Here is a 22837-nt window from a genome sequence, read left to right as displayed (position 1 = left end):
GGTTTATTACAGCAAGGATGAAGGAACCGAAACGACCTTACCGCCGCTCAATTCGTCAGGCCGATCTGACGCATCTTGACGTAGACCGCTTCGTCCGGCTCGCCGGTCTCGGGCAGGCCGAACAAGGCCTGGAATTCCTTGATCGCGGCCTTGGTGCGGGCGCCGACCTTGCCGTCGAGCTGCATGTCGTTGTTGCCGAAGGCCTTCAGGCCGGCCTGGATCTTGACGATGCGGGCATCGGGCGACTGCGTGGCGCCATCCGCCGGGGCGGAGACCGGGATCGCCGACGGCCGGGCGGCGGAAATGTTGGCGGCGCCATCGGCCGGCCGCGGCGCCGGGTGGGGAATGGCCGCCGTCGTCTGGCGGGCGCCAAGCTGGTCGAGCAGCGCTCCGTCGATCTCACCCGACCCCGGCAGCCCGACTTTCAGCTGATAGGCCTGAATCGCCTTGCGCGTGGCCGGGCCCGTAAGGCCGTCCACCGTGCCGTCGTAGAAGTTGAGATCCTTCAGAATGGCCTGCACCTGTTGGACGACCGGGTCCGGCTTGGCCGCGGGCGGCGGCGGCGGCTGGCGCACGATGTTGATGGTGGTTTCCGGTTCGTTGGAGACGGTGTGCGGGAAATTCTCGATGCTGCGGGTGGCAAAGAAGGCGCCGGTATGCGGAAAAGGCTGATACCAGAGCGCATTGGCCGAGACGTAGAACAGCGTCACCAGGAAGGCGGTCGAGCCGCCGACCAGGACCGGATTGCTTGCGATCAGCTGGCCGACCGCGACCGCGCCTTCGGCAAGCACGCCGCGCTCGGGTTCGACCACCTTAGGCCGTTTTGCGGAGCGAGCCATTTCTCTCCCCATGTCTGTCCCCCTTCGGCTTCGCCGGCATGGCCAGCACGCCGGAAGGCGCGCCGGAATGCTGCTTAGGCCCGCTTACCGGCAGACCGATCGTCACCGTGGTGCCCTCACCCGGTGCGCTCTCGATGGACATCGTGCCGTCGTGCAGCGCCACCAGGCCCTTGACCAGCGATAGGCCGAGCCCGGTTCCCTCGAAACGGCGCGTGTAATCGTTCTGGATCTGCATGAACGGCTTGCCGAGATTGGCCATGTCCTCCTCGGCAATGCCGATGCCGGTGTCGCTCACCCAGAAATGGAGGCGCGAGCCGACGCGTTTGGCGCCGATCACCACGCTGCCGCCGTCGGGCGTGAACTTCACCGCGTTCGAAGCGAGATTGATCAGAATCTGCTGCACGGCGCGGCGATCGGCATTGATCTCGCCCGCATCCGGCGCGATCTGCGTGGCAAGAACTATGCTCTTGGCGTCGGCCAGCGGCCGCATCATCGAACGGCACATGTCGACCGCCTCGACGAAGCGGAACGGCTCCAGCTCGGTCGCATAGGCGCCCGCCTCGATGCGCGAGACGTCGAGGATCGAGGTGACGACCGATAAAAGATGCTGGCCGGACTCCCTGACCAGGCCGACATATTCCTTCTGGCGCGGGTCCTTGAAGGCGCCGAACATCTCATGGAGCAGCATGTCGGAAAAGCCGATGATGGCGTTGAGCGGCGTGCGCAGCTCGTGGCTGACCACCGCGAGGAAGCGGCCTTTGGCCACTTCGGCGGTCGCGGCCGCCTCCCTCGCTTCCACCAGCTCCTCGCGAAGTGCTGCAACATCGTCGTTTTCGCGCAGGACCAGGGTGAAGACGTCGCGGTCGGCTTCGCCGCGCAGCAGCTCGAGGCTGAACGGGCGGAAATTGTCGGCCGCGCTCGAACCCTCGCGCGGCAAGCGGATGCGCAGGTCAAGCCGACCCTTCGGCGCGCCCTCGCGCATGTCGGCCAAGGTGGTGAGATAAGCGACGCGGTCGGAAAGATGGACGCGGTCGAACAGGCCGGTGCCGAGCAGGAGCTCCGGTGCCAATTTGAGGATCGAGCGCGCCTTGGCGGACGCATCGAGCACGTCGCCCTGGCGCCCGACGCGCAGGACGACGGCGTCGATGACGTCCTCGAGACGATCGCCGGCAGGTTCCACCAGCCGCGAGCCTGCCGGGTTGGCGAAGGCGACGGCCCGCGGCAACAGCGTCAGCGCCCAGGCGAGCGGCAGCAGCCAATGCCAGGTGGCGATCTCGCCGAGCGGCAGGAACTGCCCGGCAAAGGGCTGCAGCACGATGGCGGCAAGCGCCGCCAGTGCACTCGACAGAGCGGCGCGCCGCGATCCCGAGACCCACCAGGTCTCGACCGGCAAGGCGACGGCGAGCAGTGCGACCGGCGAGGCCAATCCGCCCGCCGCGGCAATAGCGCCGGCAAGGGCGAGGCCGCCCAGCACGACCGCCATGCGGCCGGCGAGCGCCATATGGCCGGTGGCGGCCACCAGAAGCGCCGCGAACCAGCACAGGCCGAACGCGGCAAAGATCGCGGCTATCGTGACGGCCGCGCCGAGGCTGGACGTGACAAGCGTGACCGCGGCACCCGCGGCAAGGAAGGGCGCGGCGAGCATGACGCCGATGAAGCGGCGCTGGCGCAAGCGTTCGGCCTCACCCGTCACGGTCGGGTGAACCATGCGTTCGCAGCCAGCGGAAACCGCGCCGGGCAATTGAACGTATTTGGCTGAAATAGAACTCAACGCACGCATACCCGGTCGTAAAAAACCTGCCTGGCAGGTGACTCATCAATCGGCTTGAAACTCGCATCCACCGTTTAAGGAATGGATAAGGCTGGCGGGGCCCGGCGACGCGCTCATGGCAAATATTGTGATGCCGGCCTCGCAAAGCACGCCGAGTTGCCGCCATGGTAAACGGCGGGTTAGCCGCGAAGCCTGTGGCAAAGCGGGCCGCCACTTGATCCGGCTAACTTCTGACAGGAATAAAACCGTTTAATAGCAACGAGATATATGGTTATCATAAAGTTAATGCGTTCGATGAGATTCGAGGCAAGTCCGTTTCAAAACCAATTCCTTTCGAATTTGCCTAAAATTTGAGGAAAATTGGCGGCTTCGATGCAAGCCGTCCTTTGCGTGACTATGCCATTATCGTGCCCATAAAAGAGGTCATGCCAAGGGATGCATGATCCGTCACGGATGGATGCATCATTCATCCCGGATGAGAGGCAGATAAGATGGGCTTTCTGATCAGGATGGCTTTCTGGTTTTCGCTGGTGCTGCTGGCGCTGCCGCTCGGCGTCGGCCCGGGCGAGGACGGCCAGCAGAGCGTCGGGCCGATCCAGGCGCTGTTTGCGGCGCGCGAGGCGGTCGGCGACATTGCCGGGCTCTGCGAGCGCAAGCCCGATGTCTGCGAAACCGGCAAATCGGCCATGTACACCATTACCGTTCGCGCCAAGGAGACGGCCAAGATCGCCGCGGCCATGATCGACGACAAGCAGTCCGGGCAGCCCGGGCAGTCCGGGCAGGCAGGCACGCCTGAGACGAAGATCGCGGATCGCGCCGTCACGACCACCGGCAGTGTCGCCGAGGACATCGTGTTGCCCGCCAAGGTCAACATTCCGGTGATGTTGACGGCGAAGAACTGACTTCTTTCCGGCCGTTTTTCGGACGGAAAACCGCTACGCACTTTTCCTGGAATTGCTCTAACGCCGCGGGCCCGTCCGACCTCTCGACGCCCGCGGCGTCTTTCTTTTTCCGTGCTTTTTCCGTGACGCGGCGGTGCCGGGCCACTATATGCGGGCAATGATCACCCCGATCCAGACGATCCGCGACGACTTTGCCCTGCTCGACGAGTGGGAGGACCGCTATCGCTATGTGATCGAGCTTGGCGAAGGACTGCCGCCCTTTCCCGAGGCGGAACGCACGGCCGCGAACAAGGTGCCCGGCTGCGTGAGCCAGGTGTGGCTCACCACCGAGCAGGGCGCGGGCGCCGATCCGGTGATCCGCTTCCAGGGCGATTCCGACGCCCATATCGTGCGCGGCCTCGTCGCCATCATGCTGGCCTTGTTTTCGGGCCGGCGGGCAAGCGAAATCCAGAGCACGGACGCCGAAGCGACGCTGAAAGGGCTCGGGCTGGACGAGCACCTGTCGCCGCAGCGCGCCAACGGCCTGCGCTCGATGGTCAAGCGCATCAAGCGCGACGCGGAAGCGGCGTTGAAGCAGACGGCCTGATCTGATCCGGAGCTTCAAAAAAGCAAAACGGCGCCGCAAGGGCGCCGTAGAACTGCTTGAAAGAGCAGAAGCCTGTCAGCGGCCCTTGCGCTTGCGGCCCAGGCCCATCTTCTTGGCCAACTGCGAGCGGGCGGCCGCATAATTGGGGGCGACCATCGGGTAGTTGGCGTCGAGGCCCCACTTCTCACGGTATTCTTCCGGCGTGAGATTGTAGTGGGTCATCAAATGCCGCTTCAGCGACTTGAACTTCTTGCCGTCCTCGAGACAGACGATGTAGTCGTCATGGACGGAGCGCTTAGGGTTGACGGCCGGCTTCTGCTTCTCGGCCGACGGCTGCTCCGGCGAGCCGCCGACGCGGCCCAACGCGGCATGGACGTCGGCAATAAGGTTCGGCAGTTCCCCGACCGGCACCGGGTTGTTGCTGACATAGGCGGCGACGACATCGGCGGTCAGCTCGATCAGCGCATCACCGTTTTTCGAAGGTGTTTCGACGATTTCCATAGTGCTAAGGCCCCAACGAGAGTTGTTTCTAAAACTGCGCCCTTTTTCTGGGATCGGGCATTGCGCGAATTTCCTTCAGGAAAGGCTCTGAGATTCGCGTCGGTTATCTTAATGACGCCGCATTGAAAGTAAGTCAATTCGCATGTTGACTTATATTGGTCGATATTCATCAACTATTGCCGATTCAGCTTCAAAAATTCGTGCGCCGTGTGACTTCGCGAGATTTTTCTGGTCAGACCAGCATGGCATGACGTTGCGTCAACCACATGTTAGACATCCGATCGCCACTCGACACGGCGTTCAATGCTTGGCTAATGCTTGGATCCCCCTTTCGACCGCACAACGAATCCTGCGGCGCAACGAAGCGCAAGGACATCGCCTTTGGCGGCTGGCTCCAACAAGGCAACGCGAGGGATGCATCAGTAAGGCGCGATGTATTTGCCGTACACCCAGCCGGTGACGAAATGACCATTCTGCGCCGGATCGTGCCAGATCTCGCACCAGCGATAGCGGATCGCCTGGCGCTGCTTCCATTGTGGCTGCCGGCCGATATCGAGCAGGTTTACGCCACCGGTGCAGCGGCCGGTCATCTGCAGCATGGTGCCGTTCGGATAGGCGGCCTGTTTCTGCGAGGTATTGGACGGGTATTTTCGCGCATTGAGCGTATCGCCGAACGGCACACCCACCACTTGCCAGGCGGCAAAGACGGTTGCATGAGACTGGCTGGAAAAAGCCAGAACGGATACTGCGACCGCAACTGCCACCGCGATAAGAACACAGGATTTCATCGTTCCCCCTTCAACTTGGCTTCTGAAGACCAACTTGGACCGCGCCCCTTGAACCGCCGCTGAGCGGCGTGTTCATTCGGCATTCAAGCAAATTCCGCAGCGAGACGTAATGACCAGAGGTTCCGCCTTGATTTCCGCCTTCCCGGCCGCAAACCCGCCTGTCCCCGAGAAACATTCGGTTTCCGACACGCATCACGGTATCACCCGCAGCGACGACTATGCCTGGTTGCGGGCCGACAACTGGCAGGCCGTGTTCCGTGACCCTTCCCTGCTCGACGGCCGCATCCGCTCCCATCTCGAGGCCGAGAACGCCTATCAAGCGGTGCTGATGGCGGGCACGGCGGACCTGCGCGGCAAGCTGTTTGCCGAGATGAAGGGGCGCATCAAGGAAGACGATTCGACGGTGCCGATGAAGGACGGCCCCTATGCTTATGGCTCTTCCTTCCGGCTCGGCGGCGAGCACCCGCGCTATTTCCGCACGCCGCGCGATGGCGGCGCCGAGGAGATCCTGCTCGACGGGGATAAGGAGGCCGAGGGCAAGGCCTATTTCAGGCTCGGCGGCGTCGACCATTCGGCCGACCACAGGAAGCTCATCTGGGCCTTCGACGACAAGGGCTCGGAATTCTTCACGCTGCGCGTGCGCGATCTCGCGAGCGGCGAGGACCTTGCCGACCGGATTCCGGATACCGGCGGCGGCGGGGTCTGGGACGCCGGCGACAACGGCTTCTTCTATACCCGTCTCGACGACAGCCATCGCCCGTCGAAAGTGTTCTTCCACGCGCTCGGCGACAGGCTGGAGAACGATCGGCTGATCTACGAGGAAACCGATCCGGGCTTCTTCATGGATGTCAACGGCACGCGTGCCAATGACTGGATCATGATTGGCATCAACGACCATGAGACTTCGGAATACCGCCTGCTGCCCGCCAATGACCCGTCCGCGGAGCCGAAGCTGGTGGCGGTGCGCGAGACCGGGCTGCAATACGACCTGGAAGAAGGCGGCGACGTCTTCTTCATCCTCACCAATGCCGACGGCGCCAAGGACTTCAAGATCATGACCGCGCCGGTCGACAATCCCGTGCGCGCCAACTGGCAGGAACTGGTGCCGCACGAGCCCGGCCGGCTGATCCTGTCGGTGCTCGGCTTCAAGCATCACATGGTCAGGCTCGAGCGCAAGGAAGGCCTGCCCCGCATCGTCGTGCGCGAGCGCGCCAGCGGCGAGGAGCATTTCATCTCTTTCGACGAGGAAGCTTTTTCGCTCGGTCTCTCCGGCTCTTACGAATACGACACCGAAGTAATGCGCTTCACCTATTCGTCGATGACCACACCGGCGCAGGTGTTCGACTACAATATGCGCAGCCGCGAACGCGTGCTTTTGAAGACGCAGGAAGTGCCCTCCGGCCACGATCCGGAGCACTATGTCACGCGCCGGCTGATGGCCCCCGCCGCCGATGGCGAGCTGGTGCCGATCTCGTTGCTACACCATCGCGACACGCCGCTCGACGGTTCCGCGCCCTGCCTGCTTTACGGCTACGGCTCCTATGGAATCACGGTGCCTTCCGCCTTCAATACCAACTGCCTGTCGCTGGTCGACCGCGGCTTCGTCTATGCCATCGCGCATGTGCGCGGCGGCAAGGACAAGGGCTATGGCTGGTACGAGGACGGCAAGCGGGCAAAGAAGATGAACACCTTCGCCGATTTCATCGCCTGCGCCCGCCATCTCGTTGCCGAGCGTTACACAAAGCATGACCGCATCATTGCGCAGGGCGGCTCCGCCGGCGGCATGCTGATGGGGGGGATCGCCAACATGGCGCCGGAGGATTTCGGCGGCATCGTCGCCGAGGTGCCGTTCGTCGATGTGCTTACCACCATGCTCGATGCCAGCCTGCCGCTGACGCCGCCGGAATGGCCGGAATGGGGCAATCCGATCGCGTCCGCCGCCGACTACCAGACGATCGCGGCCTATTCGCCCTATGACAATGTGGCGGCGCTCGACTATCCGCCGATCCTGGCGCTGGCGGGTCTCACCGATCCGCGCGTCACCTATTGGGAACCGGCGAAATGGGTGGCGAGACTGCGTGAGCGCAAGACAGGCGACAATCCGGTGCTGTTCAAGATCAACATGGAGTCCGGTCACGCCGGCGCGTCCGGCCGGTTCTCACGGCTGGAGGAGATCGCCTACATTTACGCCTTTGCGTTGAAAGTGACCGGCAAAGCCTGATTTTCCGCTCGCAATCCACAAGATCGCGCGTTACGCAATGCACGGTCGTCTTGGACGCGGTCATTTGGACGCCACGTTCGAGGCCGGCCAGTTTCCATTCAACAAGGTTCGTCATGCTTCTCGTCGACACTTATCTCGACAAATCGTCCATCCAGGGCATCGGCGTCTTCGCCAGGCATCGCATCCCAAAGGGAACGCTGATCTGGAAGCTCGACCCGCGGTTTGACCGGCGCATTCCCGTCGACACCTATGAGAGCCAAACGGGACCGGTGAAATCCTATCTCGACCGCTATTCCTATCCGGACCGGCACGACCCGAGCTACATCGTGTTCGAAGCCGACGACGCGCGCTACATGAACCATGACGACGATCCGAACTGCGACGTCTCCTCACCCGAGGAGACTTACGCGCTGCGCGACATCGCGCCGGGCGAGGAACTTACCTGCAACTACAATCACTTCTTCGAAAGCGGCTTCGATTTCCTAGGCGACCGCCACCCCTAGCGGCACGAGCGTTGGATCAGGTGGTTCAGGCGGAGAGCAATTCCGGCTGGCGTCCCATGGCCAATCTGCCACGCAGTTTTCGGATGCCTGCCAAGGCCTTGCCGGAAACGATGCCTAAAGCAATCCCACCGGCGATGGCCAGCAGTTGGAAAATCGGAACCGGCAGCTTGCCCGCGGCGGGCGCCATCAATATTTCCGGGACGAAACGGTGGAAAAGGTAGATCGGAAAAGCCGCGACGGCGACCTGCGCAACCAGGCGCCCTACCCCAGCCGGCACGCGAACACGCGGCAGGTAAAGAAGGACCAAAAGCGCCGCGAAGATCATCAGATATTTGACCGTCGTCCCGAACCAGACCGACTCCCAGAAGGCCAAATACCCCAGCACAGCGGCGGCAAGCGCAGTCAGAGCCAGCTTTTTCGCCGGAGTATCGGCAAAACCGGCACACCAACCGAACGCGGCCAAATGGAAAACCCAATGGATCGCGAAAATCTGGCGGTTGCCCAGATCGACGAACGATGGGGACGAAAAGCGCGCGGCAGCGGCAACGCCCAAAAGGCCGAGCGCGAAAACGAAGGGGTGAGCCCGGGCAAGCTTGCGGACTGCAGGAATGGCAAAGATTAGAGCGAAGAGCAGGAGCGTCTGCGAATAGGCCTCGATGAACCAATAAAGATACGGAATCATCTCGTGACGCTCCGGTTCGGCATAGCCGAAATTCCCAGTAAGCGTCATCGAAGCCCAGGGGATCGTTCGCCAGGCTGCAGCGTAAGCGGCGACAATGAGAAAATACGGGATCAGGACGTCGATCGCAGGTTTGAGCGCGTGCCCAATTCGACCGGCAAGGAAATGGGCCGACTGGAAACGAGCAAGGCTGTAGCCGGCCAGCAGCATCATGACGCCGGAGCCGCCGGGGATAGGCCATAGCGTTTCGTGATGCACGACCACCAGCAGGATTCCGATAACCCTCAGCACTAAATCGGTCGGCATCTCGCTTGCGTGCCGGTGTTCGGGAAGTCCCGCCGCCTGGCGGTTTGCCAGCTCGGCAATGCTCAAGCGTTCCCAGCCGTCCGGCAGGTTCATGCCGAGACGCTCGAGTTCCAGAGCCAATTGCAGGAAGCGAAGGGAGTCCCCGCCAAGAGAGACAAAGCTGTCATTGCGGCCGACGGCCAGGGGATAGAATACGCGGGCGTAGGCACCGAGCAGACCGCCCCGCTCACAACGGATTTCCGTCCGCCCTTCCAACATCTCCTGCTGGAGGCAGGCATAGTCGATCTTGCCAGAGGCAAGTCTGGGAAAGTCCTCGCGCGTCGCAACCCGAACCAGATTGGCCGGCAGGCGGCTGATCTCGGCAAGAATGCGCCGTGCTCTCCCCGTCGGGTCGGCTCCGATCACATAGGCCTGCAATCCCCGATCGTCGCCAACCACCGCAGAGGCAATGCCGGCCCGCTCCAGCGCCTGCTCCATCGTGTCGAAGCCGATCCTGAGGCCTGCGATCTTGGCGAAGCGGCTTCTGCGCCCGACGATGCGGAAGAAACCATGTTGGTCCCGCACGGCAATGTCGCCAGTGTTCAGGGTCTTGAGCTCTGCGCCGCGCGCGAGGTCGCGGCGCCGCGTGCCGTAACCCATCATTACGTTCGGACCGCGATAGACGAGCTCTCCGGGAATGCCTGGTTGGCTGATCGGCTCGCCTGCAGCGTCGACAATACCGAGGCTGCCGCCCGGGATCGCTACGCCGATCCGATCCTCCTTGTCGGAAAGGCTCTCAGGCGGCACGAAAGCCATGCGTGCCGTCGCCTCGGTCTGGCCATACATGACGAAGAAGCGGCCGCCCCTGGCGCGCATATGGTTCCGATAAAGGCGGATGAGATCCGGGCCAAGCGCTCCGCCCGCCACCGTCATCATGCGCAACGCCTTGAGCTCGGCGTCGCGGAAACGCACCCGTTCCAGAAGTTCGTAAGAATACGGGACACCAGACAGATTCGTGCAGCCGCCGTCGTCGATCGTGCTGAAGAAAGCGCTGTCCATGACTGACATGCCGGGGAAGAGGACGCTAGCGCCCGCAACCAGATGCGAATTGAGGACCGACAGCCCATAGGAATAGTGGAGAGGCAGCACGAGAGCGGCCCGGTCGAAGGAAGAGAGTTCGAGATAGGCCGCGATCGAGCGCGCATTGGATTCGAGATTGCCGTAGGAAAGCCTGACCGCCTTGGCGGCGCCCGAGCTGCCGGAGGTCATCAGCAGCAGCGCGAGATCGGGATGCAGCGGCTCCGCATCTCCAGCAGGTCGAGCTTCCTCAACGAGACGCCAGCGGCCGTCGATTGGCCTGTAGGTGAAATCCGGCTGAAAGGCTGCCTGGAAATCGGCCCAAAGCCTGACGTCGCACGGCGGCAGCATGGCCGCTGCGTGCCCAGCCTGCAGGGCTCCGACATAGGCGGCGATTGCGTGCTCGGAAGCTTCCGCCGCAATCGCCACGAGCCGCTTTTGTCTTTGTCCCAACTGCGAGGCGAAGCCAAGCGCATGACTGCCGAGTTCCCTGTAGGACAGCATGCGTCCGCCGGCGAGGACAAGCGCCACGCGCTGCTCGTCATGGCTGAATTCGGACACAAGGTCGATGGAAGGCGTGGGCAAGCTTCGGTCCTCGGGGAATTGGCCCGAAGCGCCTATAATACATGAGTATTCAAGTCAACTAATGCCTTCGATTGAGAATGCCAACCCGCTTTACGCCATCACGTATGGTCGCGGGTTTGACGCCGCGTGCGCAGGTCAACTCGCCGGCTTGCGCGCTGGATAGCCGTTCGGATGCGGCGGGACGGCCTTCAGATAGGCCGCGATCGCAGCCCGGTCGTCGGCGGTCAGTTGCGCCATGTTGCGCTGCACGTCGACCATAGCGCCGCCGACCGAATCGAAATCGGGCGTGAAGCCGGTTTCGAGGTAATTGGCGATGTCGGCCTCCGACCAGTCCTTGGTGCCGCCCTGCGGGGTGATATTGGGCACGACGCCCGAGCCTTCGGCGGCCACGGCGCCCGCCAGCCACTCGGCCTTCTTGACGCCGCCGGCGAAGTCGCGCGGCGTGTGGCATTCGCCGCAATGGCCGGGCCCTTCGACAAGGTAGCGGCCGGCCAGCACCTTGTCCGTCGTGCCAGCGGGCAGGGCGATCACCGGTTCGGGGCTGAGATAGAGAAGCTTCCAAAGGCCGATGCCGCGGCGGATGGTGAAGGGGAAGGACAGCTTGTGGTCCGGCGCCTTGCCGGCAACCGCCGGCAGCGTTTTCATGAAGGCATAGAGATCGGCAATGTCGGCCGGCTTCATGCGCGCGTAGGACGCATAGGGAAAGGCCGGATAGAAATGCTCGCCCGAAGGCGAAACGCCCTTGAGCATGGCGTTGGCGAAGTCCTCCTCGCTCCACGCGCCGATGCCGTCCTTCTGATCCTGCGAGATATTCGGCGGCACGAAGATACCGAACGGCGTTTTCAGTTCCAGCCCGCCGACCAATTGCAGCCGAGCGTCGCCCTGCGCGCCCGGCTTGGCGTGGCAGGAGGTGCAGCCCCCCGCGTAGAAGATGCGCTTGCCCTTGGCGGCGTCGCCGGGGCCGAGTTGCGCGACGGTGCCGGCGTCCAGTTCGACCGGAGCCGACAGGGCCCAGCCGGCGGCGGCCGCGGCGCCGCCAAGCACGACGACGGCGCCGACAAGCTTCTTCAGCCAGGCCATCGTCAGGCGATCAGGTCTTCTTGATCCGATAGGTCTGATGGCAGGTGCCGCAATCGCCGCCCAGCGTGTTGAGCTGCGCCTTCAGCGCGTCGACATCGGCCGGCGGGGAAGCGACCGCGGCCTTGGTATCGGCCAGGAACTTGTCCTCGGCCGCCTTAAAGCCCGCCATGTCTTCCCAAATCTTCGGTGCGGCTGTGGTGTCGCCCTTGTCGGAGCCGGCCGGGAACAGCGTGTCGACATCGAACTTCTCGGCATTGGCTTGCAGCGCCTTCAGCGCGTCCAGCACGGCGGCGGCATCGAAAGGCGTCTCGCCCTTGACCACCTTCGAGATCTGCCCGGCGAGCTTGCCGCGTTCCTTCATCAGGGCCTGGCGACCCTTGATCGGGTCGGCATAGGCCGAGCCGGCAAAGGCAAGCATAGAGATGGCGATGACAAGCTTTCTCATTCAATTGGCTCCGTGGATGAAGAGAGTTCGCTGGCGCAATTCCGGACGGAAAACCGTTCAACGCTTTTCCTGGAACTGCTCTGACGTTAACGGGCGTGATGGCGGGATTATTCCCCGGCACCGTGACGATTTTTCCGGGTTTCTCCTGAAAAAGAAAAGCCCCGGCGAACCGGGGCTTTTCGTCAAAATCACTCAGGCTTTAGCCTTCTCATAAAGCTCCAGGACGTAGTCCCAGTTGATCAGGCTGTCGACGAAAGCTTCGAGGTATTTCGGCCGCGCGTTGCGGTAGTCGATGTAATAGGAGTGCTCCCAGACGTCGACGCCGAGGATAGGCGAGCCGCCATGGACCAGCGGGTTCTCGCCGTTCGGGGTCTTGGAGATTTCCAGCTTGCCGTTCTTGACCGAGACCCAGGCCCAGCCGGAGCCGAACTGGGTGGTGCCGGCGGCAATGAAATCCGCCTTGAACTTGTCGTAGCCGCCGAGATCGCTGTCGACCGCCTTCTGCAGCGCGCCCGGCAGCTTGTTGCCGCCGCCGCCCTTCTTCATCCACTTCCAGAAATGGATGTGGTTGTAGTGCTGGGCGGCGTTGTTGAAGAGCCCGGCATTCTTGCCGAAGGACTGCTTCACGGCCTCTTCGACCGACAGGTCGCCCATTCCGGCCTCGGCCGCCAGCTTGTTGCCGTTGTCGACATAGGCCTTGTGGTGCTTGTCGTGGTGATACTCCAGCGTCTCCTTCGACATGTAAGGCTGCAAGGCCTCGTAGTCATAGGGCAAGGCGGGCAACTCAAAAGCCATGGATGGTACTCCCTCGAGGAAAAAAGTCCGGTGATATTACCGGGCTAAGATAGGTCTGGAATGGATCGGGGCAACTCCGGAATGGAGCGCCGAGCGACTTTTAGAGCAATTCCAGGAAAAGTGCGAAGCGGTTTTCGTGCGGAATTGCGCAAAACAGGAAGATGGAGCGTGTCGCCGTTTCCCTGAAACGGTGAAACGCTCCAGCGGGTCAGGGGGCGGACGTCGAATGCGCCCATTCCCAATAGAGCTCGCGCGCCTTTTTGGCCACCGGACCGGGCTGCAGGTCGCGATTTTCGATGCGCGTGACGGGCACCACTTTCGAGTGGTTGCCGGTCGAGAATATCTCGTCGGCTTCGAGGAAATCGCGGACCGACAGCGTCTTCTCGGTGGTCCTGAAACCGTAGTCGCCGAGCAGGCTGATGGTGCGCGAGCGGGTGATGCCCGAGAGAAACGTGCCGTTCGGGGCCGGAGTCATCACATGACCGTCCTTGACCAGGAAGATATTGGAGGTCCCGGTCTCGGCGACATTGCCCAGCATGTCGAGCACCAAAGCGTTGTCGAAGCCGCGGTTCTTGGCCTCCAGAATGGCACGGCCATTGTTGGGATAGAGGCAGCCGGCCTTGGCGTTGGTGGGCATGGTCTCGATGGTCGGGCGCCGGAACGGCGAGACGCCGATCGAAAAGCCGGATGGCGGGATCATCGGCGATTCATAGAGGCAGAGGCAGAACCGGGTCGAGGCCGGGTCGGCCGGCACGCCCATATAGCCGCCATGCTCGGCCCAATACATCGGCCTTATATAGACCGCCGTCTTGCCGTCGAATTTCTTCAGGCCATCCCAAGTCAGGCCGACGATCTCTTCCGTCGTCATCGAAGGCTTCAGGCCAAGCGCGATCGCGGAAGCGTTGACGCGAGCGGAGTGCAGATCGAGGTCGGGCGCGACGCCCTCGAACCAGCGGCCGCCGTCAAAGACGCTGGTGCCGAGCCACATGGCGTGGCTGCGCGGCCCGAGAATGGCGACGTTGCCCTCGTACCAGTCGCCGTCCACATAGGTCCAAGTCGCGGTTTGCGCCGCCGCCGCCAGTGTCATGGTCGCCGTCCAATTGAGTGATTTCAGTCCGCCATAGGACGATGCTTTGACGGCTGGCGTCAATTGACGTCGGGAAAAATCGTTGAGGCCAGAGGCACTTGGCCGCAATCAATGCTTGCGCGGCAAGCCTGCGCGCCGCAAAACTTGAGACATGCATCATGCGGCTTATGTCTTCGACGCCTATGGCACGTTGTTCGACGTGCACGCCGCCGTGCGTCGCCACGCCGGCGAGATCGGCCCGGACGGCCAGCTTCTCTCCGAAATCTGGCGCGCCAAGCAGCTCGAATATTCCTGGGTGCGGACGCTGATGGGATCATACGCCGACTTCTGGCAACTGACCGAACAGGCGCTGGATTTCGCTTTGCGCAAGGTGCCCTCGGCCGATCCGGCGCTGCGGACGAAACTGCTCGAAGCCTATTGGCGGCTCGACTGCTATCCGGAAGTGCCGGCAGTGCTGAAAGCGCTTAAGGCGTCGGGCGCGAAGCTCGCTATTTTATCCAACGGCTCGCCTGAAATGCTCGACGCGGCGGTCAAATCCGCGGCGCTCGACCAGATCCTCGACGACGTGTTTTCGGTCGACCAGGTCAAACGCTTCAAGACCGACCCGTCGGTGTACGACATGGTGGTCACCGGCTGGCGGCTTTACCCCGGCGCGGTCTCGTTCCAGTCGTCGAACCGCTGGGACATCGCCGGCGCGACGAGATTCGGTTTTCGCACGGTCTGGATCAACCGGACCAACCAGCCGGACGAGTATCGCGACCTCCCGCCGGGGCTGATCTTGCCTTCGCTCGAAGGTCTCCTGGCAGAGGTCTGACGCCGCTGTTGCTGCAGGGCAACAGCTGTGGCGCGGTCACAGCTTCGCCTTTTTCTGTCCACCCTCAGGCCAGAATTGGAACCGCCTATCGCCGCCGACTGTTATGAATGCCGCCGCGACGTGCCCGCGGGTTCATGCTTTCTTGCGAATTAAGACCTAGAAAAGGCAACCATGTCAGACGCTTCCTTCCGCATCAGCCGCCGTGGCTTCCTCAATTTCACAGCCCTCGGCGCTGCCTCGGCCGCCGTGTCCGCCTGCACCACCACCGGTCCGGCCCCTGCTCCCATCCAGCCGCCGCCACCGACCTATGTCGAGCCGCCGCTCGGCGATTACGCGACGATGTATGGCCCGATGTCGGACAACGGCTTCGACCTGCCAGCAATTCCGGTGAACAAGATCGATCACCAATTCTTGCGCCAGATCGTTCCCGATCCGACCGGACAGCGCCCTGGCACCATCGTCGTCGATACCACCGGCCATTTCCTTTATCTGGTGCGCGAGGGCGGCCAGGCGATCCGCTACGGCGTCGGCCTTGGCCGCGCCGGCTTCGAATGGTCGGGCGACGCGGTCGTGCAGTGGAAGCAGAAATGGCCGAAATGGACGCCGCCGGACGAGATGGTCGCGCGCCAGCCGGAGCTGACGCAATTCAGCGCCAAGAATGGCGGCATGCCGGGCGGCCTGAAGAACCCGCTCGGGGCGCGTGCGCTCTATCTCTTCCAGGGCAACCAGGACACGCTCTACCGCTTGCACGGCTCGCCCGAATGGTGGTCGATCGGCAAGTCGGTATCGTCGGGCTGCGTGCGCCTGATCAACCAGGACATCATCGACCTCTATGACCGCGTGCCGACCAAGACCCCGGTCATCGTGACGGCCAACATCGGCGCGCCGGAAGAGAACATGCCGGAGCGCAAGGCGATCCCGATCGACAACGGTGTGCCGACGGGCTCGATCCTGCTCGGCCCGGTCAAGAATCTCACCAACGAGATTTTCTGACCTCTTTCTGCCCATGTGCATGGGCAACATGCACCGATCATCAGCGGTGCTCGGCCAAAATCGTGGCCAGCACCGCGACGCCGCGTCGCAATGCCTCCGCGTCGAGCCCGGCGTAGCCCAGGATGAAGCCGGCCGTTTCCGGCCTGGGTCTGCTCGGATCATAAAGGGGCGACACGGGATATAGGCCGATGCCGGCAGCGCGCGCCGCGGCGATGATCGCCAGTTCGCGTCCGGCATCGATGCCGTTCATCCAGGCGACGACATGCAGGCCGGTATCGGCTCCGGCGACAGTGACCTGCGGCCCCAGATGGTCAGCCAAAGCCTTCAGCAGGACCTGTCTGCGCTCAGCGTTCTTCCTGCGGATGCTGCGCACGTGGCGTTCGTAGGCGCCGCTCGCCAGCAGCTCGGCCAACACGTCCTGCTCCAGCATCGGAGCATGCCGGTCGGTCAGGCGCTTGGCCTCGCCGAATGCCCGGCGAAGGCTCAGGGGAACGACGAGATAGCCGAGCCTCAAGGTCGGCGAGAGCGTCTTGGACAGCGTGCCGACATAAATCACCGAGTCCGCGTCCAGCGCCTGCAACGGCGGAATGGGGCTGATGTCGTGACGGTATTCGCCGTCATAATCGTCTTCCACAATATAGGCCCCCGTACCGGCGGCCCAGGCCAGCAGCGACCGCCGCCGCGTCGCCGAAAGCACGCCGCCGAGCGGAAACTGGTGCGAGGGCGTCACATAGGCGAGACGGGCCGGCGGCAGCTTTTCCGTCCTTAGCCCATCCGCATCGACAGGAACGGGCACGGCAATGCCTCCGGCCGCCTCGAAGGCGTGGCGTGCCAGCAGATAGCCCGGGTTCTCGATCACAAAGGGGTCACCGGGGTCGAGCAGCAGGCGCGCGCAGAGGTCGAGCCCCTGCTGCGAGCCGTTGACGATGACGATCTGGTCCGGCGTGCAATTGATGCCGCGAGCCCGCCAGAGATAGGCCTGAAGCGCGTTACGCAGACCGGAAGACCCCTGCGGGTCACCATAGCGCAGCCGCGCGGCGCGGTTGACGATTGCCTTGTTCGACGCCCGCCGCCAGGCCAGCACGGGAAAGTCCGCTCCGGACAGGTCGCCATAGCGGAAATCGGCAATCTTGACCGGCTGCGCCAACGCCGCCGGAGGCAGGGTCAGCAACCGTCGCGCGAATGCAGACAGGTGCCGTGGCGAAGCGGCCGCGACGGGCGCTTCTCCCGACGCCTTCTCCAGTCCCGGAGCAACGATCGCGCGCGACCCCTGCCGGATGACCAGGTAGCCCTCGGCATCGAGTTGGCTGTAGGCCGCGGTCACCGTGGTCCGCGACGCGCCCCATTCGGCGGCAAAGGCCCGCGTCGACGGCAAGCGATCACCGGGCCTGTAGGCGCCGCTGTGGATCTGCGCCTTGACGGCCGCGATGATGCGGCGCGCCACGCCGTCCTGCTCAAACTGGACCACAAAAAACCTTCAAAACTGGATGTTCCAAGCAATCCAGCTTTCCGGCATCTTGCTGTGCAACGCAAGGAGTTTTCACCATGTATATCCCGCCTGCCTTCCGCGACGACGATCAAGAGAGCCTGATGGCCACGATCCGCGCGGCGCGTCTGGCGACGCTGGTCACCGCCACGGCGGAAGGTCCGCTGGCGACGCCGTTGCCGCTTTTGCTCGACGAGAACGAGGGCGAGCATGGCGTGATCTACGGCCATGTCGCAAAGGCAAATCCGCAATGGCGCGTGCCGCTGGTGGGCGATGGGCTGGCGATCTTCATGGGGCCGGACGCCTATGTGACGCCGGCCTGGTACCAGACCAAGCAGGAGACCGGAAAGGTTGTCCCGACCTGGAACTATGTCGCGGTCCACGCCCGTGGTCCTGTCGAATTCTTCGAGGATGCCGACAGGTTGCTCGAGGTCGTGACGCGACTGACCAACCTGTATGAAGGAGAACGCGCCGCGCCCTGGGCCGTGTCGGACGCGCCGGCGGATTTCATCCAGTCGCAGCTCAAGGGTATTGTCGGCTTGCGCATGCCGATCACGAAGCTCGAAGGCAAGCGCAAGATGAGCCAGAACCGCAACGCCGCCGATCGCGCCGGTGTTATTTCCGGCCTGTCATCGAGCGACCGTCCGTCGGACCGCGATGTCGCGCCACTCATCCCGGTTTGAAACGCAATCCCTTAACGAGCCCGTCATGCCGGACCTGACCCAGTTCGCCCTGTATTTCGCCGCGGCGTTCCTGCTCGCCATCACGCCAGGGCCGGGCATCTTCTATGTCGCGGCGCGCACGCTGGCCGGAGGACGGGCGGAAGGCATCGCCTCGAGTTTCGGGACCGGGCTGGGCGGCATGGTCCACGTGCTGGCCGGCAGCCTTGGCGTTTCGGCAATCGTGCTTGCGAGCGCGGAGCTGTTCACGGCGCTGAAGCTGATCGGCGCCGTCTACCTCGTCTGGCTCGGCTTCCGCACCTTTCAGTCCGCGCGCCGCGAGGCAAAGACGATGCTGGAAGGCGGGACGCCGGCGGCTGCCGTCGGCGCCGGCCGAGGGTTTCGCGAAGGCGTGCTGGTCGAGGCCTTGAATCCGAAGACGGCGGCCTTCTTCCTGGCCTTCATTCCGCAATTCGTGAACCTCAGCGCCGGCCATGTCGCCCTGCAATTCATGACCCTCGGCTTCGTTTCGGTAACGCTCAATAGGCTCGCCGACGTCGTGGTCGCATTCGCGGCCAGCCGTATCCGGCAAGGCGCGGCCGGGCGCAACAATGCGATGCGCCGCCTGCGCGAGGCGTCAGGCGGCGCGATGATCGCGCTCGGCATCGGCCTGGCCATCGCCAAGCGCCCCGCTCTCTGATCACCAAGTGCGGACGCTGTGTCGCTCTCCGATGTTCGGACGCGACGGAATATCCGGCGGCTGCTTCCCGTCAGGTGCAAACCCACTCGCGGATCTTGCACTCCTTGTTCTCGCCTCCGCACTGGGCTGTCGCCTTGTCCTCGGCTTCGCGGCGGTTCGTGGCCGACGCTGCGCCCCAGAACGGCGTCGCCGCGCCGCGGCTCTTGCCGACCGAGAGCGCGGCGCAGTGCTCATAGGGAAAGCCGGTGCCGTCATCATCGTCCCAATGGCGATGGTTGCGGAACACCTCGACCACCCGGCAGCCCTTGCCGTCCGCGTTCTCGCAATGCTTGAGCGCTATGTCTTCCGCTTCCTGCCGCTTGTCGGCGCCCCAGAAGAAGCCGTGACGGCCGTCGCCCGGCGAATAGGCGATCGCGCCCCAGATGCCCTTTTCCTCGCTCGCCGACGCTGGCGGTGACGGGGCGACCAGGTCAGCGGCGTTGCTCGCAATCGTAAGCCCGGCGAGCGCCGCAAGCAGCGGGATCGAAAGACGGGGATTGATCAGCATCTTCGTGCTCCAGTTGCAGCTATTCAGCAGTCGACCGTCATGCCCGGCTCTAGCCGCCCATGCGCGCGACCGAGACGACGATGCAAGTGTTGCCGGTCGGGACCAGCAACGCCTGGCCGGCATTGTCGGCCAGGTTGAAAAGCATCGAGTTCGAAAGATTGTCCGCCAGCAGGCTGCCCTTCGGAAGCGTGCCGGCGACTTCCTGGCAAGAGCGAGGGAACGGCGCCACGCGCACGAAGCCGCCCTCGCAGCTCTGGCCGACAGGCGAGGCAAAAACGACGCCCGCGGCCTGCGTCTTGTAGTTTGGCAGGTTGTAGCTCATCCCGGCGACGGCCTGCACGGCGTGGGTATCGGGCGAAGCGTTGTCCCATTGCGTCTGGATCGCATAGGTCGACCCGGCAGTCAGAGCCTGCCCCATCGTGGCAAAGAGATTGGCGCAGGTGCGGACACCTGCCTGTGCGACATGCGCCTGGAAGGGATTCTTGTTTGCCGAGGCGTCGGCCGTCGCGGGCAAGACTTCTGCCGGCTTGCCCTGCATGGGCGCCTGCGCCTGCGCGGAGGCCGTGCCCGCGACGAATGTTCCAAGCGCGGGATAGAGACGGAACGACAGGACGACCGCCGCCGCGACCAAGACCGCGAACGCGCCGAGCAGCGCCGTGTTTCGCACCAGGCGCCGGCCTGGCGAACGCTGTGGCGGCGCACTTGCCGGCGGCTCCGGCAGCGCGACCGGCTGGGAGTGCGTCAGGATTCTGTCCTCGATGGATTGGCGTGTCATCTCAAAGTCTTTCTAGTTGATGGCCGACAGCGCGGTCTTGAGTCCCTTGAACGGGGCATCGATGCTGACGGTCGCTCCCGACGGCAGAGAATAGGAAACCTGGACCGTGGTCTCTTTGCCGATCTGCTCGCGAAGCACCGGGCCGACGGGCACATAGCCGACGCAGACCGACGCATCGCAACCCTGCAGCTGAACGTCGACCGGCTGTTTGCGGCCGGCAAGTCTCAGCGAAAGCTTGCTGCCCTTACCTGCCGCGCTTGGAGTCCGCAATATCATGAAGGGTTTGCCTTTCTCGTCGGCCGCGAGCGACCAGCTGAAGACCAACGCCTGGCTTTGGTCGATAAAAGACTGGCCGATGTTGCACACCTTCTTCCTGGCCTGCAGGTTCTCGTCGCAGATCAGCGTCCAGTTCTCGAACGGACGAGTGGTGCGCTGATAGTCGCCAAGCTTCACGCCCGCAGGCACCGCCACGTCGGAAGGCTTTATCCGATAGGCGGGCTGGGCCGCCTCCTGCCCGACCGCACGCGGACCGGACAGGAGCAGGCAAGCCATGCACAGTGCGACGGCAGAGACGGCTCGTCCGGCCGTGAAGGGGCTTTTTGCGTGAGCATGATTATTCGAAGAACCGCTACGCACTTTTCGCGATCACGCTCTAGTTCAGGGTAAAGCTGACACCCGCGCCGACACCCCAGTGCCCACCCGCCGTCGTGCCGGATACGTTTGCCCGGGCTCTGCCATCTTCGCTGGTGTAACCGGCGCCGAACGCGACGGCGCCTTCGCCGCGCCAGTAGCCGCCACCGGCCGCCACGCTCAGCTTGCCCGGACGGTCGTCATAGCGCAGCGAGGCGGCCGCAAGGCCGATCGCGGCAGCCTGGCGCGCCTCGCCCCGAGCCTCGCCCATATCCATGTTGAGCTGGCTGAGCTTGGAGTCGGTGTAGGCATTGGCCTGCTGCAGCGTGGTTGCCGCCACCTGGTTGGTATAGGCCTTGGAGTTGTCGAACGTTGTCGCCAGCCCGTTGTTGAATTGTAGCACGTTGACTGCATCGGTATCGGCGGTGCCGGCGCCGACATTGTGGATGACGACGGGCGCATTCACGTCGCCGCCGACAAGCGTCAGCGAATTGGACTTGGTGCCGTCCGGGTTCTTGTCATACTGGACGGCGAACTCATTCAGATTGCCGACACTTCCCTGCACTGCTTCGACAGCCTGATTGGTCGCGTAGAGCTGGCTGCCATTGATGGCGTCGGTGGAGGAGGCACTGATCCGTCCCGCCGCCACATTGGTGACGGTGCGCTCGTTGCCGACGCTGCCGACGCTCACCGTGCTCGTCGGAGCGGTTCCGGCGAAGGTGTAGCTGACGCCGTTGATCGTCGTGCCGGTGGTGGCGACTGCCGCGGCGGTCGTCGAGCCGGCGCCGAGCGCGACGCTGCCCGGCTCATTGGCCGTGGCGCCGGCGCCGAGCGCCATGGACTGGGCGCCGTTGGCGGTCGAGTTGGTGCCGAAGGCGATGCTGTCGGCCTGATTGGAAGTCGCGTTCTGCCCGATCGCGATACCGCCCGGCGCCGTCTGCTGCACGATGGCGCCGTTGCCCATGCCGATGCCGTTGTCGCCGTTGACGGTGGTGCGCGGGCCGATCGCGACCGAATCGGTGCCGACCGCCAGCGAGTCCGGGGCGGTCGAATTGGCGTGGAAGTACATGGTCGGCGTCACCGCGAAGGAGCTCAGCGCACCCTTCAACTGACGGAGCGTGACCGCGTCCTGGTCCTGAGTGCCGTCGGCCACGTTGATGATCTGGCGATAGGACGTAGAGGTACCCACCGAGACGGCGCCGAGCAGGGTCATGTCCGAGGTGTTGTAGGGAATAAGGCCGGTGCCGGAGAGGATCGATCCCGATGCGGGCGCGACCGCGCGATCCGAAACCGAGCCGGAGCCAAGCGCCACGCCGTCGGCGATGGTGACAGCTGTGCCGCGGCCGAGAGCCAGCGAATTGGCGGCGGATGCCGTTGCCTGGTAGCCGAGCGCCGACGAACCAACCCCTTGCGCGAAGGCATCGGTGGCCGGCAGCGTGGTGTCGTTGGTGCGCACGTAGCGGATGCCGTCGCCATTGGCGTCAGTGTAGGCAGTCGAGGTATCGCCGGCAAAATTGTTGATCGTGTTGCCAAGCGTGGTGATGTCGGCGGTGTTGGCGGCGATGTCGGTCGTGTTCTGCGTCACCTGCTGGTTGGTGGCGAAGAGCTGCGAGCCGTTGACCGCGTCGGTCGAGGAGTTGCTCAACCGCCCGGCCGCGACGTTCTGGATCTGGCGCTCCGCGCCCACCGAGCCGACCGAGAATGCGCCGGCCGGCGTTCCGCCAGCGAAGGTGTAGTTGACGCCGCCGATCGTCGTGCCGCCGACATTGGTCGTGGCTCCCGATACCGAATTCAGGCCGATCGCCACGTCGCCGGCATTGTTGGCGACGGCATTCGGGCCAATTGCGACGGAGTCCGTCCCCAGGGCCTGGGAATCGGCAAGCGTCGAATTGGCATGGAAATATTTGATGCCGCCGCCGGTGTTGATGTTGTTGATCGTGTTGCCGAGAGTGGTGATGTCCGCGGTGTTGGCCGCGATATCGGTCGTGTTCTGGGTTACCTGCTGGTTGGTCGCGAAGAGCTGCGAGCCGTTGACCGCGTCGGTCGAGGAGTTGCTCAACCGCCCGGCCGCGACGTTCTGGATCTGGCG

Annotated in this window: 23 protein-coding genes; 9 read left to right on the top strand and 14 right to left on the bottom strand. The window is 63.7% G+C overall.

Translation table 11 applies throughout. The features are described from left to right. Nucleotides 1-47: 47 nt before the first annotated feature. Together LB553_RS08625 and LB553_RS08620 are read right to left on the bottom strand one after the other, a co-directional pair. A complete protein-coding gene (locus LB553_RS08625; protein WP_224512325.1) occupies nt 48-839 on the bottom strand; it encodes a peptidoglycan-binding protein in 792 nt (263 codons plus the stop codon). Further along, on the bottom strand, nt 814-2547 hold the full coding sequence (locus LB553_RS08620) for a sensor histidine kinase (RefSeq protein ID WP_224512322.1): 1734 nt from the start codon (nt 2545-2547) through the stop codon (nt 814-816). Before LB553_RS08620 ends, LB553_RS08625 begins: the two co-directional genes overlap by 26 nt. Before the next feature lie 554 nt (nt 2548-3101). Between LB553_RS08620 and LB553_RS08615 the strand changes: the two genes are divergently transcribed. After that, nucleotides 3102-3512 (top strand): DUF5330 domain-containing protein, encoded by a 411-nt coding sequence (locus LB553_RS08615; protein WP_224512321.1) that lies wholly within the window; start codon nt 3102-3104, stop codon nt 3510-3512. A gap of 157 nt (nt 3513-3669) precedes the next feature. After that, nucleotides 3670-4098, top strand: a complete 429-nt coding sequence (locus tag LB553_RS08610; protein WP_224512661.1) for a SufE family protein — start codon at nt 3670-3672, stop codon at nt 4096-4098. Nucleotides 4099-4173: 75 nt separating this feature from the next. Here the strand turns inward: LB553_RS08610 and LB553_RS08605 are convergent, their stop codons facing one another. Beyond that, nucleotides 4174-4599 (bottom strand): MucR family transcriptional regulator, encoded by a 426-nt coding sequence (locus tag LB553_RS08605; protein ID WP_027164827.1) that lies wholly within the window; start codon nt 4597-4599, stop codon nt 4174-4176. A 419-nt stretch (nt 4600-5018) separates the two neighbouring features. Then, nucleotides 5019-5387, bottom strand: a complete 369-nt coding sequence (locus LB553_RS08600) for an SH3 domain-containing protein (RefSeq protein ID WP_224512659.1) — start codon at nt 5385-5387, stop codon at nt 5019-5021. Nucleotides 5388-5496: 109 nt separating this feature from the next. On the opposite strand from LB553_RS08600, the gene LB553_RS08595 reads away from it, so the two are divergent. Both LB553_RS08595 and LB553_RS08590 read left to right on the top strand, forming a co-directional pair. After that, the gene (locus LB553_RS08595; RefSeq protein WP_224512319.1) at nt 5497-7608 is read left to right on the top strand and encodes a S9 family peptidase; all 2112 of its coding nucleotides are present in this window, start codon (nt 5497-5499) and stop codon (nt 7606-7608) included. A gap of 113 nt (nt 7609-7721) precedes the next feature. After that, nucleotides 7722-8111 (top strand): SET domain-containing protein, encoded by a 390-nt coding sequence (locus LB553_RS08590; RefSeq protein ID WP_224512317.1) that lies wholly within the window; start codon nt 7722-7724, stop codon nt 8109-8111. Nucleotides 8112-8136: 25 nt separating this feature from the next. Here the strand turns inward: LB553_RS08590 and LB553_RS08585 are convergent, their stop codons facing one another. The 3 genes from LB553_RS08585 to LB553_RS08575 all read right to left on the bottom strand — a co-directional run bounded on the left by LB553_RS08585 (nt 8137) and on the right by LB553_RS08575 (nt 12262). Further along, nucleotides 8137-10737, bottom strand: a complete 2601-nt coding sequence (locus LB553_RS08585) for an AMP-binding protein (RefSeq protein ID WP_224512315.1) — start codon at nt 10735-10737, stop codon at nt 8137-8139. A gap of 135 nt (nt 10738-10872) precedes the next feature. Further along, entirely contained in the window at nt 10873-11817 is a 945-nt protein-coding gene (locus LB553_RS08580; RefSeq protein WP_224512313.1) for a cytochrome c, read from the bottom strand. 10 nt (nt 11818-11827) lie between these two features. Then, nucleotides 11828-12262: a c-type cytochrome gene (locus LB553_RS08575; protein ID WP_224512311.1), complete on the bottom strand. Its 435-nt coding sequence runs from the start codon at nt 12260-12262 to the stop codon at nt 11828-11830. Here LB553_RS08575 and LB553_RS08570 point away from each other — a divergent pair. Next, the gene (locus tag LB553_RS08570) at nt 12246-12476 is read left to right on the top strand and encodes a hypothetical protein (protein ID WP_224512309.1); all 231 of its coding nucleotides are present in this window, start codon (nt 12246-12248) and stop codon (nt 12474-12476) included. The genes LB553_RS08575 and LB553_RS08570 overlap by 17 nt on opposite strands. Here the strand turns inward: LB553_RS08570 and LB553_RS08565 are convergent. Then, on the bottom strand, nt 12455-13057 hold the full coding sequence (locus LB553_RS08565; protein ID WP_140845750.1) for a superoxide dismutase: 603 nt from the start codon (nt 13055-13057) through the stop codon (nt 12455-12457). The two genes, LB553_RS08570 and LB553_RS08565, sit on opposite strands and share 22 nt — an antisense overlap. A 208-nt stretch (nt 13058-13265) precedes the next feature. Then, a complete protein-coding gene (locus LB553_RS08560) occupies nt 13266-14144 on the bottom strand; it encodes a branched-chain amino acid aminotransferase (RefSeq protein WP_224512307.1) in 879 nt (292 codons plus the stop codon). A 151-nt stretch (nt 14145-14295) separates the two neighbouring features. Between LB553_RS08560 and LB553_RS08555 the strand changes: the two genes are divergently transcribed. Further along, nucleotides 14296-14958: a haloacid dehalogenase type II gene (locus LB553_RS08555; RefSeq protein WP_224512305.1), complete on the top strand. Its 663-nt coding sequence runs from the start codon at nt 14296-14298 to the stop codon at nt 14956-14958. Between the two features lie 171 nt (nt 14959-15129). Further along, entirely contained in the window at nt 15130-15951 is an 822-nt protein-coding gene (locus tag LB553_RS08550; protein WP_224512304.1) for a L,D-transpeptidase, read from the top strand. A gap of 40 nt (nt 15952-15991) precedes the next feature. Here the strand turns inward: LB553_RS08550 and LB553_RS08545 are convergent, their stop codons facing one another. Next, nucleotides 15992-17419: a PLP-dependent aminotransferase family protein gene (locus LB553_RS08545; protein WP_224512303.1), complete on the bottom strand. Its 1428-nt coding sequence runs from the start codon at nt 17417-17419 to the stop codon at nt 15992-15994. A 77-nt stretch (nt 17420-17496) separates the two neighbouring features. On the opposite strand from LB553_RS08545, the gene LB553_RS08540 reads away from it, so the two are divergent. After that, entirely contained in the window at nt 17497-18120 is a 624-nt protein-coding gene (locus LB553_RS08540; protein WP_224512302.1) for an FMN-binding negative transcriptional regulator, read from the top strand. Between the two features lie 25 nt (nt 18121-18145). Beyond that, nucleotides 18146-18796: a LysE family translocator gene (locus LB553_RS08535; RefSeq protein WP_224512301.1), complete on the top strand. Its 651-nt coding sequence runs from the start codon at nt 18146-18148 to the stop codon at nt 18794-18796. 70 nt (nt 18797-18866) lie between these two features. Here the strand turns inward: LB553_RS08535 and LB553_RS08530 are convergent, their stop codons facing one another. The 4 genes from LB553_RS08530 to LB553_RS08515 form a co-directional block, all read right to left on the bottom strand. Then, nucleotides 18867-19343: a DUF4189 domain-containing protein gene (locus LB553_RS08530; RefSeq protein ID WP_224512300.1), complete on the bottom strand. Its 477-nt coding sequence runs from the start codon at nt 19341-19343 to the stop codon at nt 18867-18869. 49 nt (nt 19344-19392) lie between these two features. Next, nucleotides 19393-20118 carry a hypothetical protein gene (locus tag LB553_RS08525; RefSeq protein WP_224512299.1) on the bottom strand — a complete coding sequence of 242 codons (726 nt, stop codon included), beginning with the start codon at nt 20116-20118 and terminating at the stop codon, nt 19393-19395. Nucleotides 20119-20130: 12 nt separating this feature from the next. Beyond that, on the bottom strand, nt 20131-20670 hold the full coding sequence (locus LB553_RS08520) for an invasion associated locus B family protein (RefSeq protein WP_224512298.1): 540 nt from the start codon (nt 20668-20670) through the stop codon (nt 20131-20133). Nucleotides 20671-20770: 100 nt separating this feature from the next. Next, nucleotides 20771-22837: YadA-like family protein (locus LB553_RS08515; RefSeq protein ID WP_224512295.1), on the bottom strand; the 2067-nt coding region annotated here is incomplete at its 5' end.

Source organism: Mesorhizobium sp. CA8 (genome assembly GCF_020164955.1).
Lineage (GTDB): Bacteria > Pseudomonadota > Alphaproteobacteria > Rhizobiales > Rhizobiaceae > Mesorhizobium.
The sequence above is the reverse complement of the archived record's forward strand: the minus strand, read 5'-3'. Positions and strand labels throughout refer to the sequence as shown.